The organism is Methylobacterium platani (assembly GCF_001653715.1).
Taxonomy (GTDB): domain Bacteria; phylum Pseudomonadota; class Alphaproteobacteria; order Rhizobiales; family Beijerinckiaceae; genus Methylobacterium; species Methylobacterium platani.
Genome location: NZ_LWHQ01000001.1, coordinates 1 through 14612 on the forward strand (window position 1 = coordinate 1; position 14612 = coordinate 14612).

General features: G+C 72.7%; 11 protein-coding genes, 1 pseudogene and 1 riboswitch. Of the genes and pseudogenes, 8 read left to right on the forward strand and 4 right to left on the reverse strand.

From position 1 onward, the window contains the following. Positions 1-235: pseudogene (locus tag A5481_RS00005) on the reverse strand (tonB-system energizer ExbB); the annotation flags it as partial. A 310-nt stretch (positions 236-545) separates the two neighbouring features. Between A5481_RS00005 and A5481_RS00010 the strand changes: the two are divergent. The 7 genes from A5481_RS00010 to A5481_RS00040 all read left to right on the forward strand — a co-directional run bounded on the left by A5481_RS00010 (position 546) and on the right by A5481_RS00040 (position 10432). Next, positions 546-734: a hypothetical protein gene (locus A5481_RS00010; RefSeq protein WP_048434458.1), complete on the forward strand. Its 189-nt coding sequence runs from the start codon at positions 546-548 to the stop codon at positions 732-734. Positions 735-864: 130 nt separating this feature from the next. Continuing rightward, a complete protein-coding gene (locus tag A5481_RS00015) occupies positions 865-1626 on the forward strand; it encodes a 5-oxoprolinase subunit PxpA (RefSeq protein WP_048434459.1) in 762 nt (253 codons plus the stop codon). Positions 1627-1632: 6 nt separating this feature from the next. Beyond that, positions 1633-2367, forward strand: a complete 735-nt coding sequence (locus A5481_RS00020; RefSeq protein ID WP_048434460.1) for a 5-oxoprolinase subunit B family protein — start codon at positions 1633-1635, stop codon at positions 2365-2367. Then, positions 2364-3395 carry a 5-oxoprolinase subunit C family protein gene (locus tag A5481_RS00025; RefSeq protein WP_048434461.1) on the forward strand — a complete coding sequence of 344 codons (1032 nt, stop codon included), beginning with the start codon at positions 2364-2366 and terminating at the stop codon, positions 3393-3395. The genes A5481_RS00020 and A5481_RS00025 overlap by 4 nt, the downstream gene beginning before the upstream one ends. 57 nt (positions 3396-3452) lie before the next feature. After that, positions 3453-3654: riboswitch (cobalamin riboswitch) on the forward strand. 267 nt (positions 3655-3921) lie between these two features. After that, positions 3922-6057: a TonB-dependent receptor gene (locus A5481_RS00030; protein ID WP_064503694.1), complete on the forward strand. Its 2136-nt coding sequence runs from the start codon at positions 3922-3924 to the stop codon at positions 6055-6057. After that, positions 6057-7493: a peptidase gene (locus tag A5481_RS00035; protein WP_048433468.1), complete on the forward strand. Its 1437-nt coding sequence runs from the start codon at positions 6057-6059 to the stop codon at positions 7491-7493. Before A5481_RS00030 ends, A5481_RS00035 begins: the two co-directional genes overlap by 1 nt. A 650-nt stretch (positions 7494-8143) precedes the next feature. Beyond that, positions 8144-10432, forward strand: coding sequence for a putative bifunctional diguanylate cyclase/phosphodiesterase (locus tag A5481_RS00040; RefSeq protein ID WP_048433469.1), 2289 nt, complete (start codon positions 8144-8146; stop codon positions 10430-10432). 68 nt (positions 10433-10500) lie between these two features. On the opposite strand, the gene A5481_RS00045 is transcribed toward A5481_RS00040, so the two are convergent. Then, complete coding sequence (locus A5481_RS00045) at positions 10501-11262, reverse strand: class I SAM-dependent methyltransferase (protein WP_048433470.1); 762 nt, start codon at positions 11260-11262, stop codon at positions 10501-10503. Positions 11263-11404: 142 nt separating this feature from the next. On the opposite strand from A5481_RS00045, the gene A5481_RS00050 reads away from it, so the two are divergent. After that, positions 11405-12184, forward strand: a complete 780-nt coding sequence (locus A5481_RS00050) for an MmyB family transcriptional regulator (RefSeq protein ID WP_053082333.1) — start codon at positions 11405-11407, stop codon at positions 12182-12184. 143 nt (positions 12185-12327) lie between these two features. Here the strand turns inward: A5481_RS00050 and A5481_RS00055 are convergent, their stop codons facing one another. Further along, complete coding sequence (locus A5481_RS00055) at positions 12328-13437, reverse strand: DMT family transporter (protein ID WP_053082330.1); 1110 nt, start codon at positions 13435-13437, stop codon at positions 12328-12330. Between the two features lie 31 nt (positions 13438-13468). Next, positions 13469-14287 (reverse strand): hypothetical protein, encoded by an 819-nt coding sequence (locus A5481_RS00060; RefSeq protein ID WP_156311799.1) that lies wholly within the window; start codon positions 14285-14287, stop codon positions 13469-13471. Positions 14288-14612: the final 325 nt, after the last annotated feature.

The window sequence follows — 14612 nt, forward strand, 5'->3', positions numbered from 1 at the left end:
TCGCGGCGAGCCGCGCCGGCCTGACGGCGGGGGACGGGGCGTCCGGCGCGACGGCTGCCGCCTTGCCGGCCTCGGGCGCGGCCGGCGCCCCGGCGGCCTTCGCCGGCGGGTCGCTCCACGGGCGCGGGCCGGCGGCCGGGTCTTGAGCGGTCTGGTCCTGAGCCCGTGCCGGCGGCGCGCACAGGGCGCCGAGGATCAGGGCGAGGCCGAGAGAGCGGCGCATCCCCTCACGCATGATCGCACCTCCGGATCGGCGGGCCCGGCCCGCCCGGCTCCTCGGTTCCGCGGCGGGACCGTGCCCGCGCGGCGATCAGTGCGGCTCGTCGCAACCTGACCGTGTTGTGGAAGGTAGCGGGCTGCGGCCACGCCGTCCACGCGCGGAGGTGAGGAATCCACGACGCTGTCTCACCCCGCCGCGTCCCGCCCGGCATCGACGGGTATCGCCGACCGGGCTCGTTGCCGCCCGGCAGGCCGCGTCCGGTGTGCCGCGCAGCGGGCCCGCCGCTTGCCACCGCAGCGCCAGGACCTCACGGAAACCGGCAGCGATGTTTCAAGTCGACACGAAGGCGTCCGCCATGGGACGGGCCGCCCCCTCCGCCGTACCGTTCGAGGCCAGGCTGCGCCAGGCCGCCGTGATGCTCACCCTGGCGGTCGGCGTCCCGCTGGTGCTGGCGTGGTTCGGGCTCCTCGGCTGGGGCGTGTTCTGGCTGGCGCGGAGCGCGCTGGCGCTCTGAGCCGGGGGCGGGCCCGCCGGACGACCGGGCGGCGCGGGAAGCAACCCGGGACGGCGCGGCCCGCGGGTTGCAGGGGCGCCGGGGCGATGCCAGGAAAAGGCGTCCGCCTCTCGGCCCCGGAGTGCCCGCCATGCTGTCCATCGATCTCAATTCGGACCTCGGCGAGGGCTTCGGCGATTACCGCTGCGGCGACGACGCGGCGATGCTGGAGGTGGTGACCTCGGCCAACGTCGCCTGCGGCCTGCATGCGGGCGATCCCGAGATCATGGCCCGGGCCTTCGCCATCGCGCGCGAGCGCGGCGTCGCGGTCGGCGCCCATCCGGGCTATCCGGACCTGTGGGGCTTCGGCCGCCGGGTGCTGCCCTTCACCCCCGGCGAGGTCGAGCGGCTGGTCGCCTACCAGATCGGCGCCGCGGCCGGCCTCGCGGCCTATGCGGGCCACAGGATCACCTACGTCAAGGCGCACGGGGCGCTCGCCAACCTCGCGGCGGTGGAGCGGGAGGTGGCGGACGCCATCGCGAAGGCGGTCAAGGCCGTCGACCCCTCCCTGTCGCTGCTCGCCATCGCGCTGACGGCCCAGGTCGCGGCCGGCGAGGCGCAGGGGCTCGACGTGCACCAGGAGATCTTCGCCGATCGCGGCTACACCGAGGCCGGGTTCCTGATCCCCCGCGGCCAGCCGGGCGCGATGATCACCGACGAGGCCGAGGCTTCCGAGCGGGTGCTCGCCATGGTGCAGGAGGGGGCGATCATCGCGGCGAGCGGCCGGCGCCTGCCGACGCCGATCCGCTCGGTCTGCGTCCACGGCGATTCCGCCCACGCCGTCGCCACCGCGCGCGCCGTGCGCGCCCGGCTCGAGGGCGCCGGCGTGCGCCTCGCCCCGTTCCGGGCCTGACCGCCGATGCCGTTCCCCTCGGAGAGCCCCCGCCTCCTCGATGCCGGCGAGGCCGCCCTGGTCGCCGAGTTCGGCACCACCGTCGATCCGGCGATCCACGACCGGGTGCTGGCCCTCGACGACGCGCTGCGCGCCGCGCCGCCGGAGGGCCTGCGCGAGACGGTGCCGACCTACCGCTCGCTGATGATCCACTACGATCCGCTGGTGCTCGACCGCGACGACCTCGCCGACCGGGTGCTGGCGCTCGCCGCAGCACCCGGCGCGGCCCGGGCGGGCGCGGCCGTGTGGACGCTGCCGTGCTGCTACGACCCGGCCTGCGCCGAGGATATCGGCGCGGTGGCGCAGGCCACGGGGCTCACGGTCGAGCGCGTCGCCGCCCTGCATGCGGGGGCCGAGTACCGGGTCTACATGTACGGCTTCGCCCCGGGCTTCGCCTATCTGGGCGGGCTGCCCCGGGAGCTGGCCGTGTCCCGCCGCGCCACGCCGCGCCCGCCGCACCCGGCGAACGCCCTCCTGATCGGCGGCGGGCTGGCGGCGGTCGGCACCTTCCCGATGCCGACCGGCTGGTACGTCGTCGGCCGCACGCCGGAGCGGCTCTACGCGCCGCACCAGCCCGACCCGTTCCCGGTCGCCGTCGGCGACACCCTGCGCTTCGCGGCGATCGACGCCGCGACCTTCGCCGATCTCGAGCGCCGCGCCGCCGCCGGAGAGCTCGTCGCCCAGCGCCGCGAGGCCGCATGACCGCGACACTCAGCATCCTCTCGGCCGGCCCCGGCGTGACGCTCCAGGACGGCGGCCGGCACGGCTACCTGCGCTACGGCATCACCGCCGCCGGGCCGATGGACCCGCTGGCCCACGCCACCGCCAACCGGGCGCTCGGCAACTCCCTCGGCGCCACGGCGCTCGAGGTCTCGCTCGGCGGCGTCGAGGTGACGGCGGAGGGCGGACCGCTCGGGATCGCGCTCGCCGGCGGGGCGTTCCGGATCAGCCTCGACGGCACGCCGCTGCCGGCGGCCTGCGCGCTGACGCTGAGGCCGGGGAGCAGCCTCGCCGTCCGGGCGGGCCGGGCCGGCGCCTGGACCTACCTGGCGGTGGCCGGCCGCCTCGACCTCCCGGCCACCCTCGGCGCGACCGCGACCCATACCCGCTCCGGCTTCGGCGGCCTCGACGGGCGGGCCCTGCGGGCCGGCGACCGGCTCGCGGTGGCGGAGGCGCGCCCGGGTCCCGGCGATCCGCACGCCCTGGTCGCCCCCTGGCTCGTGCGCCCGGCCGAGGAGATCCGGGTGGTGATGGGCCCGCAGGACGACTTCTTCGCCGTGGACCAGATCGCCGCCTTCCTGGCCGGGCCCTGGACGGTGACCACCAAGGGCGACCGGATGGCCTGCTTCCTCGACGGGACGCCGCTCACCCACGCCAAGGGCTACAACATCGTCTCGGACGGCATCGCCATGGGGGCGATCCAGGTGCCGGGGGAGGGCTGGCCGATCGTCCTGATGGCTGACCGGCAGTCGACCGGCGGCTACCCGAAGATCGCCACGGTGATCGGCCCGGATCTCGGGCGCCTCGCCCAGGCGCAGGGCGGCACGCGGATCCGCTTCCGGGCGGTCGACCGCGCCGAGGCGGTGGCGGCCCGCCGCAGCGAGGCCGCTTCGCTCGCCGGGACGATGGCGCTGGAGCCGCTGATCCGCACCGATTTCAGCGCCGAGTTCCTGCTCGGGCGGAACCTGATCGGCGGCGTGGTCGACGGGGCCGGGGCGCACGCGCCGTAAGGGGGCGGCGCTTCCCAGGTTTCCCGTCGACGCCCGTTGCTCCTTCGTTGCCGAACCGCTAGGCTTGTCGCCGACGGTTCCCTCCGGGGATCAAAAGGGAACGCGGTGAGGGTTCGCCCGATGCCGCGGCTGCCCCCGCAACTGTAAGCGGCGAGCTTTCCATCACTCATGTCACTGGGGACCGTCGCAGGTCCCTGGGAAGACGATGGCAGGCGCTTGACCCGTGAGCCAGGAGACCTGCCGTCAGCCGTGGTCACACGCGAGCACGTCGGGCGGGGTGTCCTGATGGGTGGTCGAGGCGGGTGCCAGAGGCATCCGTCCCGCCGTCGTTCGCGGTGACGTGCCACAGCCTCGCGCCGTCCCGCCCGTGCCCCTCGCCCTCCTCCCCCGATCCGCCGATCCGGTGCGCCGCATGCGCGGACGTCGCGATGCGCGTCGCCCGGAGTTTCGGATATGTAACTTTATAACGTTACATATCGGCGAGGAATCGTTACGGACGGAGCGACAGCCAGTTCCGGACTCCGCCATGCCCGCGCTCCGCGCCCCTCGTTTCATCACCGTCGCGGCCACCTTCGCCGTTGTCCTCGCCGCCCGGCCGGCCGGGGCCGACGACCTGCCCCTCGATGCCATCGACGTCGCGGGCGGGCGCAGCCGCGACGCCGCCGCGCCCGGCCTCAACCTCGCCACGCCGTCGCGCTCGGGGTCCCGCCTCGGCCTCACCCCGCTCGAGACCCCGGCGAGCCTCGACATCATCAGCGGCGAGACCATCCGGGCGCGAGGCCAGACCACCGTCGAGGAGGCGGTGACCCAGAACGCCGTCGGCATCACCAGCATCGCCGCGCCCGGCAACGGCAACCTCGCCTTCACGGCGCGGGGCTTCGCCGGCGCCGGCTCGGTGCAGCAGCTCTACGACGGCACGCGGCTCTATGTCGGGGCCGGCACCGTGACGTTCCCGTTCGACACCTGGTCGGCGGAGCGGATCGAGGTCCTGCGCGGCCCGGCCTCGGTGCTCTACGGCGAGGGCGCGATCGGCGGCATCGTCAACGTGGTGCCGAAGAAGCCGGTCTTCACCGCCATCGGCGAGGCGCGGGCGGCGATCGGTTCGGACGGCGTCGCGCGGCTCGCCCTCGATACCGGCGGGCCGGTCGGCGAGGACTTGGCCTACCGGATCAACCTCAGCGGCAACCGGGCCGACGGCTGGGTGAAGCCCGACGGCGATTTCCGCAATCTCGCCCTCTCGGCCGCGGTGACCTGGCGGGCGGCGCCCGATCTCAGCGTCACGCTCTCGCACGACCTCGGCACCAACGAGCCGACCCGCTACTGGGGCTCGCCGCTCGTCGGCGACCGGGTGCCCGACCGCTTGCGCTTCACCAACTACAACGTCCGGGATTCGCAGATCGCCTGGTTCGACAACTGGACGCAACTGCGCACCGAGTGGAACCCGAGCCCGGACATCACGATCCGCAACACCGCCTACCGCCTCTCGACCGAGCGGCACTGGCGCGACGTCGAGCAATACACCTACCAGCCGGCGACCGGGCTGATCGGGCGCAGCGACTACATCGAGATCCGCCACCACGAGGAGCAGATCGGCAACCGCTTCGACGCGACCTTCCGCGGCAGCCTGTTCGGGTTCAGGAATTCCGTGGTGGTCGGCTTCGACGTCAACCACGTCGATTTCCGGCGCGACAGCAATTCGCCCTATGGCGGCGAGAGCGTCGTCGACCCGTACACCTTCGCGCAAGGCCGCTTCATCAACCTCGCGGGCACCCGCACCGACATCCTGTCGCGCACCCGGCAGGCCTCGGTCTTCGCCGAGGACCGGCTGGAACTGTCGCCCCAACTCGCCCTGGTGACGGGCATCCGCTACGACGCGCCGACCGTGGCGGTGAGCCGGCCGCTGGCCGGGACCGCGTTCGAGAAGACGTTCGATTCGGTGAGCACCCGGGTCGCGGCGGTCTACACCCCGACGCCCGACCTCGCCCTCTACGCCCAGTACGCCACCGCCGCCGATCCCCTCGGCAGCCTGATCACCACCAGCGTCGCGGAATCGCAGTTCCGGCTCGCCACCGGCGACCAGGTCGAGGCCGGCGCCAAGGGCCTGTTCGACGGTGGGCGCGGCGAATGGACCTTCGCGGCCTACCACATCCGCAAGGACAACCTGCTCTCCCCGATCCCCGGCCGGCCGACGGAGGTGGCGGCGGTCGGCAGCCAGTCGTCGCGGGGCGTCGAGGTCGCCGTCGCCTACCAGCTGTCGGACGAGTGGCGCATCGAGGCCAACACCGCCCTGCTGCGGGCCCGCTACGACGCATTCTCGCAGAACACCGATGCGGGCCTGGTGTCGTTCGCCGGCAACGTCCCGATCGACGTGCCCCAGCGCGTCACCAACGTCTGGCTCGCCTACGCCTTCGCCCCGGGCTGGGTGGCGCGGCTCGGCGTCAACGACGTCGGCCCGGTCTTCAGCGACTTCGCCAACACCTTCCGGCGCCCGGCCTACACGCTCCTCAACGCCACCCTGGACTGGCAGGTGACCCCGACCTCGCGCCTGTCCCTGCGCGGCTACAACCTCACCGACCAGCTCTATGCGGTCTCGGGCAACACCAATTCCTGGCTGCTCGGCCGCCCGCGCTCGGTCGAGCTCGCCTACCACGTCACGTTCTGATGCGGGCCCGGTTGCGCAAGGGCCCGGTCAAGCGGCTGAAGCGGTGGCTGCATCTCGGCCACCGCTGGCTCGGCATCGCCACCGGGCTGCTGTTCGTCGCCTGGTTCGTCTCCGGCCTGGTGATGCTGTTCGTCGGCTTTCCCGCCCTGACCGAGGCCGAGCGGCGCGGCGCCCTGCCGCCGCTTCGCCTCGACGCGGTGCGGCTGGCGCCGCAGGAGGCGATGGCGCGCGCCGGCCTCGCGCGGTTCCCCGCCCGCCTCACCCTGGCGATGCGGGGGGGCGAGCCGGCCTACTGGATCACCGAGGCCGACGGCGCGCGCCGGGCGATCTCGGCGGCGACCGGCCTCGCCTTCCCGCCCCTCGACGCGGCGGGCGCGGCGGTCCTGGCGGCCACCCATCCGGCGGCCCGGCGCGTCGTCGATCTCGGGCCGGTGACCCGCGACCAGTGGACGGTGACGGCCCGCTACGATCCCGCCCGGCCGTTCCGGCGCGTGGCCCTCGGCGACGGAGCCGGCACCGAGCTCTACCTGTCGGTCGCCACCGGCGAGCTCGTCCTCGACACCACCCGGGCCGAGCGGGTCTGGAACTGGGCCGGCGCCGTGACCCACTGGATCTACCTGACGCCGCTGCGGGCCCGGGCGGGGCTGTGGCAGGACGTGGTCCTGTGGGTCTCCGGCATCGCCCTTGCGGGGGCGCTCAGCGGCTACGCCCTCGGCCTCGTCCGGCTGATGCGCGACCGGCTGACGCCGTATCGCGGCTTTGCCGCCTGGCACCACCTCGCCGGCGTGGCGGGCGGCCTCGTCGTCGTGACCTTCGTGCTCAGCGGCTGGCTGTCGATGAACCCGCGCGGCTGGTTCGGGCCGCGCGCGCCCGACGCCGCCATGCGGGCCGCCTATGCCGGCCAGGACGCGCCGGTCTTCCCCCTCGGCCTCGACGCCCTCCGGCAGGCGCCCGCCGGCAGCGTCGCGCTCGATATCGCCTGGATCGGCGGCCGGCCCCTCGTCGCCGCCGCCGGGCCCGGCGGGGTCGCGCCGTGCTGCGGGCCCGGCCTGACGCCGGAGGCGGTGGCGGCGGCCGGCCGGGCGATGCTGCCCGGGGCGGCGCTCCGGTCGGCGACCCGGATCACGGCGCCGGATGCCTACTGGTACGACCGGCACGGCGCTCCGCTCCTGCCGGTCCTGCGCCTCGCCTTCGACGATCCGGCCGGGACCTGGTTCCATCTCGATCCGGCCACCGGGACGATCCTCGACCGCACCGACCGCAGCGGCCGGGCCAATCGCTGGCTGTTCGACGCCCTCCACACCCTCGATGCCGGTCCGCTGGCGCAGCATCCGGGCTGGCGCCTCGGCCTGATCGGCATCCTCAGCGCCCTCGGCCTGACGATCTCCGGCAGCGGCGTGGTGCTCGGCTGGCGCCGGTTGCGCCGCCGCGCCTGAATGCGCCAGATGTCGTGGCCCGATCCGCCGCCGATCGAGCGTATCGCGACATGTCGACGGTCGAGCGAAACGCCGCGGGATCGACCTCGTGCAGGATCCGACCGGGGCGGCAGAGCTTTGCGCTCCGGTAATTTGTTTCGGCGTCGTTTCGCAGTCGATCGAATACGTCGGCTGTTCTCGCCGTCGCGATCGGCGAGACCGCGTCAGGACGCGCCGCGGACAAACGGCGGACCGGCGGCGCCGGGACGGGGGTTCGAAGATCGAATTGAGCGCGATCGACTGAGCCGACGGGACGAATCCTAGACCTGACACCCCGATGCGGGGCCGGGTTCGTCCTTCGCCGTCGACGACGACACATCAGTTGTCACTACCATTGGTTGTGTTCTGGTGTATCGACTTTCGTCGGCTTCAGGTTTCGCAGGATTTGACGCTCGGGCGGCCGCCGGGGGGCGGGCAGAGCGGCCGCTGGACCCAGCTATACAACCAAAGACCATCCTGTCCAGCCAAACAACACATCAGTCGAGCCACGGAGCGGCAAAGCTATGCCACTGTATCCATTCGCGAAACCGTCGGAATGGGGCTGGCGCATTTAGATCCCGATAACTTTCGCGGCGCATAGTTGCGCGGTCGAAGCCGCTGGACGAGCCGGGATGGCCCTGTACCTCACGCAATTTCCGAGATTCCTGGCGGAGCGCCGTGGGCCGGTGCTCCTCGGCCTGATCGTGGTGGCGCTCCTGTGGGCCGGCGTCGCGGTCAAGCACGAGAACGACGTGCAGGGCGCCCTCCAGGATTCCGAGCGGACCACGCACAATTTCGCGATGGTGTTCGAGGAGAACGTCCTGCGTTCGATCGGCGAGATCGACAAGTCGCTGTTGTACATGCGGCGCAGCATCGAGAACCGCGCCGGGCGGGAGGATTACGGCACGATCGTCAACACGACCGATCTCCTGAGCGAGATCATCGTGCAGGTGGCGATCATCGGGCCGGACGGGGTGATGCGGGCGACCAATGCCGGACCGCAGCCGCCGCCGGCGACCGACCTCAGCGACCGCGACCATTTCCGCGTCCAGGTCGAGAGTCCCGAGGACATGCTCTACATCAGCCGCCCGGTGATCGGGCGGGCGAGCGGCCGGGTCTCGGTGCAGTTCAGCCGACGCTTCCGCGGACCGGACGGCCGCTTCGGCGGCGTGGTGGTGGCTTCGCTCAACCCGAGCCACCTGACCAAGTTCTACGACAAGATCGACCTCGGCACCCCGGCGGCGATCTCGCTCATCGGCAGCGACGGCGTGGTGCGCTCCAGCGGCGGCGTCGGCGGCGGCTTCGGGGTCGGCGCCGACCTCGGCCGGACCGAGACCTACGAGAAGATCCGCTCGGGCCGCTCCGGCACCTTCACCCTCGAGATGCCGGACGGGGCCGAGACCCGGCTGGTGACGATCCGCAAGGTGCGCGAGCATCCGCTCTGGGTGAGCGTCAGCGTGCCGGAGGCCGAGATCTACAAGGACGCCCGCGCCGCCCTCCGCATGGACGCGGTGGTGGCGGCGATCCTGACGCTCCTCGTCGGGGTGGCGGTGGAGAAGCTGCTGCGCATCGAGGCCAAGCGCTCCGAGGCCGAGGCCCGGGTCGCCCGGCTGGCCTCGCAGGATCCCCTGACCGACCTGCCGAACCGCCGGGTGTTCCGCGCCTCCCTGGAGGGCATGGCGGAGGCGGCCCGGGCGGCGCCCGGCACGCCTTACGCGGTGATGTTCCTCGACCTCGACCGGTTCAAGCTCGTCAACGACACCCTCGGCCACAAGGTCGGCGATCACCTGCTCCAGGCGGTCGGCGACCGGCTCTCCGCCATGCTCGATCCCGGCCACGTGCTGGCGCGCCTCGGCGGCGACGAGTTCGCCCTGCTGGTCCCGCATGCCGGCGACCGGGCGGCCCTGGAGGCCCTGGCACGGCGCATCGCCGAGGCGGTCCTGCCGCCCTTCGAGATCGGCAGCCACCAGATCCGCTCCAGCGTCAGCATCGGCATCGCGGTCGGGCCCGAGGACGGCGCCACCGCCGACGACATCCTGATCGCCGCCGACCTCGCGCTCTACGCCGTCAAGGCCGGCAAGCGCGGCACCTTCCGGTTCTACGACCGGACGATGAGCGAGGGCCTGGACGAGCGGCGCCAGATCGAGGCCGACCTGCGCCGGGCGATCGAGCGGGACGAGCTCGAGCTGCACTACCAGCCCTCGGTCGTCCTGAAGACCGGCGAGATCGCCGGGTTCGAGGCGCTGGCGCGCTGGCGCCACCCGGAGCGGGGCAACGTGCCGCCTTCGCTGTTCATCTCGATCGCCGAGGAATGCGGCCTGATCCACGCCATCGGCGAGTGGTCCCTCACCGAGGCCTGCCGCCAGGCCGCGACCTGGCCCGAGCGGCTGAAGATCGCCGTCAACCTCTCGCCGGTGCAGTTCTCCGGCCCCGACCTCGTCGGGATGGTGCGCGGCGTGCTGCAGCGGACCGGCCTGCCGGCCCACCGCCTTGAGCTCGAGATCACCGAGCAGATGCTGCTCGACAGCGGGGAGGGGACGCTCACCATCCTGCGCCAGCTCAAGGCGCTCGGCCTGCACGTCGCGATGGACGATTTCGGCACCGGCTATTCGTCGCTCAACTACCTGCGGAGCTTCCCGTTCGACCGCATCAAGGTCGACCGCAGCTTCGTCACCGGGCTCGGCTCCGGCGCGCAGAACACCGCGATCGTCCGCGCCGTCATCGACATCGCCCGGGTGCTCGGCATGCGCACCACCGCCGAGGGAATCGAGACCGCCGACCAGCACCGGGTGCTGGCGCTGCTCGGCTGCGACGAGGTCCAGGGCTACCTGTTCAGCCGCCCCGTCCCGGCCGAGGAGGCCCGCGCGCTCATCGGCCGCTGGCGCGCCGAGGAGCGGCGGGCCGAGACCCTGGCGGCGTAGGGACCCCGGCGGCGTGAAGATCCCGGCGGCGCGATCGGCCCGGACGAGGGTGCGGGCCGGACGAGGACCTAGGACGCGACCGTGACGAGGGTGGCCGAGTCGAGGTCGAAGCTGCCGTCCGGGCCGACGGCGAAAGCGTCCCTGACGACGGCGGGCGCGCGGTCCTGCAGCGAGCGGATGGCCGCGGCGTGGGAGGCGGGCGTCCGCGTCCGGGCGGTCCAGACGGGGAACTCCATCCGCAGCCGCCGCATCGTGAGGCCCTCGACCGCGAAGCCCGCGCGCGACAGGGCGGCGATCAGCTCGGCCGTGCTGTAGTTGCGGACATGCGAGGCGTCGCGCAGCAGCTCGACCGCCTGCAGGTGGCTGTCGAGGACCCGGTCGGCCGGCGCGACGGTGTCGATGAACACGCCCCGGCCGCCGGGCTTCAGGACCCGGCGCGCCTCCCGCAAGCCGGCCTCCAGGTCCTGCCAGTGATGGGCGGTGAAGCGGCACAGGACGACGTCGAACGACGCGGCCGGGAAGGGCAGCGCTTCCGCGGCCGCCTGCCGGACCGCGATGTTGGACAGGCCGCGCTCGGCCGCCGCCGCGGCGACCGCCTCCAGCATCGCCGGCGTGATGTCGCACGCGACCACCTCGGCCACGTGGGGCGCCGCGCGGTAGCTGACATGGCCGCCGCCGCAGCCCAGGTCGAGCACCCGCGCGGCGGCGAGGCCGCGCACGATCGCCTCGACCTGGTCCAGGTCGCCGCCGGCGCTGTGAACCGCGCTGGCGACGTAGTCCGCGGCCCGGCCGCCATATTCCTGCGCGACGAAGGCGTGCTGCGTTGTCATGGAGTGTCTCCGCTGTGGAAGCACCACCGTGCCGGCGTCGTCATGCTGGTACAAGTTGGCAGGGTATCCTGGTATATCCGGCACCGGCATGTCCTTGCCTCGATACCCCTGCCTCGATGTCCTAGCCCCGATGTCCCTGCCGATGGATCAGCGGCGCCTCCTCGGCGCCTTCCTCCGCGCCCGCCGGGAGGCGCTGTCGCCCGCCGTCGTGGGGCAGCCGCCCGGCGCGCATGGCCGGCGGCGCACGCCCGGCCTGCGGCGCGAGGAGGTGGCGCAGCTCGGCGGCCTCAGCACGACCTGGTACACCTGGGTCGAGCAGGGACGGGACATCGCCCTGTCCGCGGCGGCCCTGGCCCGGCTGGCGGAGGCCCTGCGCCTGAACCCGGCGGAGCGGGCCTACCTGTTCGAGCTGACGCGCCGGCGCGACCCGGCCGTGCCCGCCGCGGCGCGGGAGCCGGCCGCCGCGCCGCCCGAGTTGCTGGACACGCTCGCCACCCTGTCGGTCCCGGCCTACCTCCTCGACCGGCTCTGGCAGGCGCGCGGCTGGAACGAGGCCGCCGGGCGCCTGTTCGCGCCCTGGCTCGACAGCGGCGAGCCGTGCCTGCTGCGGTTCGTGTTCCTGCACGAGGCGGCGCGCCAGTTCATCGTGGACTGGGAGGAGCGCGCCCGCCGCCTGCTGGCCGAGTTCCGGGCCGATACCGGGCACAACCCGGACGATCCGGCGATGGCGGACCTTGTCCGAGACCTGCGCCGGCACAGTCCCGACTTCGCGATGTTCTGGAACGACCACGCGGTGCTGGCCCGGGAAGGGGGCCTGCGCACCTTCGCGCACCCCGAGGACGGCCGGTTGCGCTACGAGCAGGTCACCTTCGTCCCGGCGACCCAGCCGGACCACAAGCTCGTCGTCCTGCTGCCGCGGTAGGCCGCCCGGCGCGTCCGGTCGGACGGGTCGTCCTCCGATGTCCGCCCGGTCGACCCGGAAACGAGAACGGCGCGCCGTCCCGCTCCCGAATGGGGGAAGGGAGGCGCGCCGTCCTTGTTCGAACGGACCGGGCGGACATCGTTCTACGCCGCGTAATCTCTCGTCAGGCCGAGGGTCTCGGGCCGGTGCAGGCGCATGGCCGCCGGCCGGGCGAGCCGCGGGGGCGTCGCGTCGTGCGCGCTGGCCAAGATCCTGCGGGTCGAGATCCCGGCCAGGATGCGACCGGCCAAGGTCCGGCCGGTCCCCGTCCGGGGTGCCCCGGTCCGGCCGGCCGCGGCCCGGCGCGTCCAGGTCTCGTGCCAGAGGAGCAGGGCGCCGGCCGCCACCACGATCACGCCGCCGACGACGAGGTGCAGGTTCGGGACCTCTCCGAAGGCGAGGTAGCCCAGCCCCATGCCCCAGACCAGCATCAGGTAGTAGAACGGCGACACCGCGGTGGCCGGCGCCGAGGCGAGCGCCCGGGTCCAGAGATACTGCGCGCCGACATTGGAGACGCCGAGGAGCCCGAACAGCGCGGCGTCGGGCAGGCTCGGCAGCCGGAAGCCGAAGACCAGCAGCACCGAATGCGCCGCCGCCATCACGGCCATCTGCCAGATCAGCAGCGTGCCGGCCTTCTCGGTCTTGGCCATGCCCCGCACCGCCACCGTGACGGTGCCGTACATCACGGCGTTGCCCAGCGCGAACAGCGCGCCGACCTGGAGTGAGTCCGCCCCCGGATTGGTCACCACCAGCACGCCGAGGAAGCCCACCACCAGCACGCCCCAGCGCACCGGGTCCGAGGCCTCCTTGTGCCAGAGGATCGCCACCACGGCGGCGAAGAGCGGCGCCGAGAAGCCGATCGCCGTGACCCCGGCGAGCGGCATCAGCCCGAGCGCCAGCACCGTCAGCGTCTGGGAGATCGCCTGGGACAGGCCGCGGGCGACGTGGGCCCCCGGCTTCTTGGTGCGGAACACCGTAAGGCCGGTGGCCGGCAGCATGAAGGCGCAGACCAGCCCGAAGGCGATCGACGAGCGCAGGAACATCACCTCGCCGACCGGATAATGCGCGACGAGGTGCTTCGAGAATGCGTTCGACAGGGTCAGCAGGACGGTCGCGCCGATCATCAGCGCGATGCCGAGGGGGATGTTGTCGGCGGGGCGGGCAGCCTCCGCCTTAGGCCGTTCGGCGGCCTGCGAGCCGGCAGCGCGCGTCATCGGGTGGTCTCCGGCGATAAACGCGGCGAGGTCAGGAGACCGGCTGCCCGGCCGGGGACGAGGCGTCCGAGGACGCGGATTCCAGGGACTTGGCCTCCAGGGACTTGGCCTCCGGAGACTTGGCCTCCGAAGACTTGGCCTCCGGGGTCTCGGCATCCGCGAGCTTGGCGGCCGCGAACCCGGCATCCATGAACCAGGGCTTCACGCCGACGCCGCGGCGCAGGGAGTACATGTAGAAGATCGGCATGGTGGCCGGGAACAGGTCGCGGAACTCGCTGCCGTTGAAGGTGACGAACACCGCCTCCGGGAAGGCCGCCGCGACCGCGCGCTTCTCGACCATGTTCATGCGGTGGTAGTCGAGGGCGCCCTGCGCGGTGGAGCCTTCGCCGCGGTACCACTTGGCCGCGCAGGCCATCAGGCTGGCCAGGACCTCGCCGGTCGGCTCCTCCTCCGGCGCGTCGGCGCCGATCTCCCGGGCGAAGGCGACGACGTCGCTGAGCCGGGCGCTGGCGAAGCCGCGGGCCTGCGCGGCGGCATCGATGGCGCCGAAATAGGCATCCACCACCTCCGCCGGGTGCCCGTTCAGCGAGGCGTGGGTGTCGGTGAAGATCAGCCGGAAGATCGCCCCCGGCGCGTAGGCCTGGCGCACCCGCTCGGCGAGCTGGCCGAGATAGTCGAGGCAGGCGAGGTCGGGCGCGGCGATCTCCGAGCGCGGGCCCTTGCCCCAGTACAGCACGAATTCGAGCGGCCGGCCGGCGCGGGCGGCCGCCTCGACCATCGGCACCAGCCGCTCGGGGTTGCCGGGCTGCTCGCGCTTGAACGCCCAGGTATTAAAAGATTTGATAATCAACTCAGGATTGAGTTTGGGTGCCGGCTTCGCCTTCAGGACTTTAGTCCGCTGCGGGGCCAAGTCGACCGGCTGTTTGTCGGCCGTGGGAAGGTCCGTTCCGCTGCGATACGCCGCTTGCATGTCTTTCGCCCCTGTCTCGTTCGCGAACGTATATCCGACAGTAGACTTTTCTAGAGTTGGCATGACGGCGACCTGTTCATCGTCCGGAATGCGCGATAAGTGGGTTAATGACTTGCTAAAGTCAATCGAATTGCAAATAAATAGTTAACGCGATCGTCGACAAACGCTTCGCCGGCTCAGGGTCGCCGCCGCGGCCCGGGCAGGC

Bases quoted from the DNA above. Each gene is read 5' to 3' on its own strand.
- A5481_RS00010 (WP_048434458.1), top strand. From the start codon at position 546: ATGTTTCAAGTCGACACGAAGGCGTCCGCCATGGGACGGGCCGCCCCC.
- A5481_RS00015 (WP_048434459.1), top strand. From the start codon at position 865: ATGCTGTCCATCGATCTCAATTCGGACCTCGGCGAGGGCTTCGGCGAT.
- A5481_RS00020 (WP_048434460.1), top strand. From the start codon at position 1,633: ATGCCGTTCCCCTCGGAGAGCCCCCGCCTCCTCGATGCCGGCGAGGCC.
- A5481_RS00035 (WP_048433468.1), top strand. From the start codon at position 6,057: ATGCGGGCCCGGTTGCGCAAGGGCCCGGTCAAGCGGCTGAAGCGGTGG.
- A5481_RS00045 (WP_048433470.1), bottom strand. From the start codon at position 11,262: ATGACAACGCAGCACGCCTTCGTCGCGCAGGAATATGGCGGCCGGGCC.
- A5481_RS00040 (WP_048433469.1), top strand. From the start codon at position 8,144: ATGGCCCTGTACCTCACGCAATTTCCGAGATTCCTGGCGGAGCGCCGT.
- A5481_RS00055 (WP_053082330.1), bottom strand. From the start codon at position 13,437: ATGACGCGCGCTGCCGGCTCGCAGGCCGCCGAACGGCCTAAGGCGGAG.
- A5481_RS00025 (WP_048434461.1), top strand. From the start codon at position 2,364: ATGACCGCGACACTCAGCATCCTCTCGGCCGGCCCCGGCGTGACGCTC.
- A5481_RS00050 (WP_053082333.1), top strand. From the start codon at position 11,405: ATGGATCAGCGGCGCCTCCTCGGCGCCTTCCTCCGCGCCCGCCGGGAG.
- A5481_RS00030 (WP_064503694.1), top strand. From the start codon at position 3,922: ATGCCCGCGCTCCGCGCCCCTCGTTTCATCACCGTCGCGGCCACCTTC.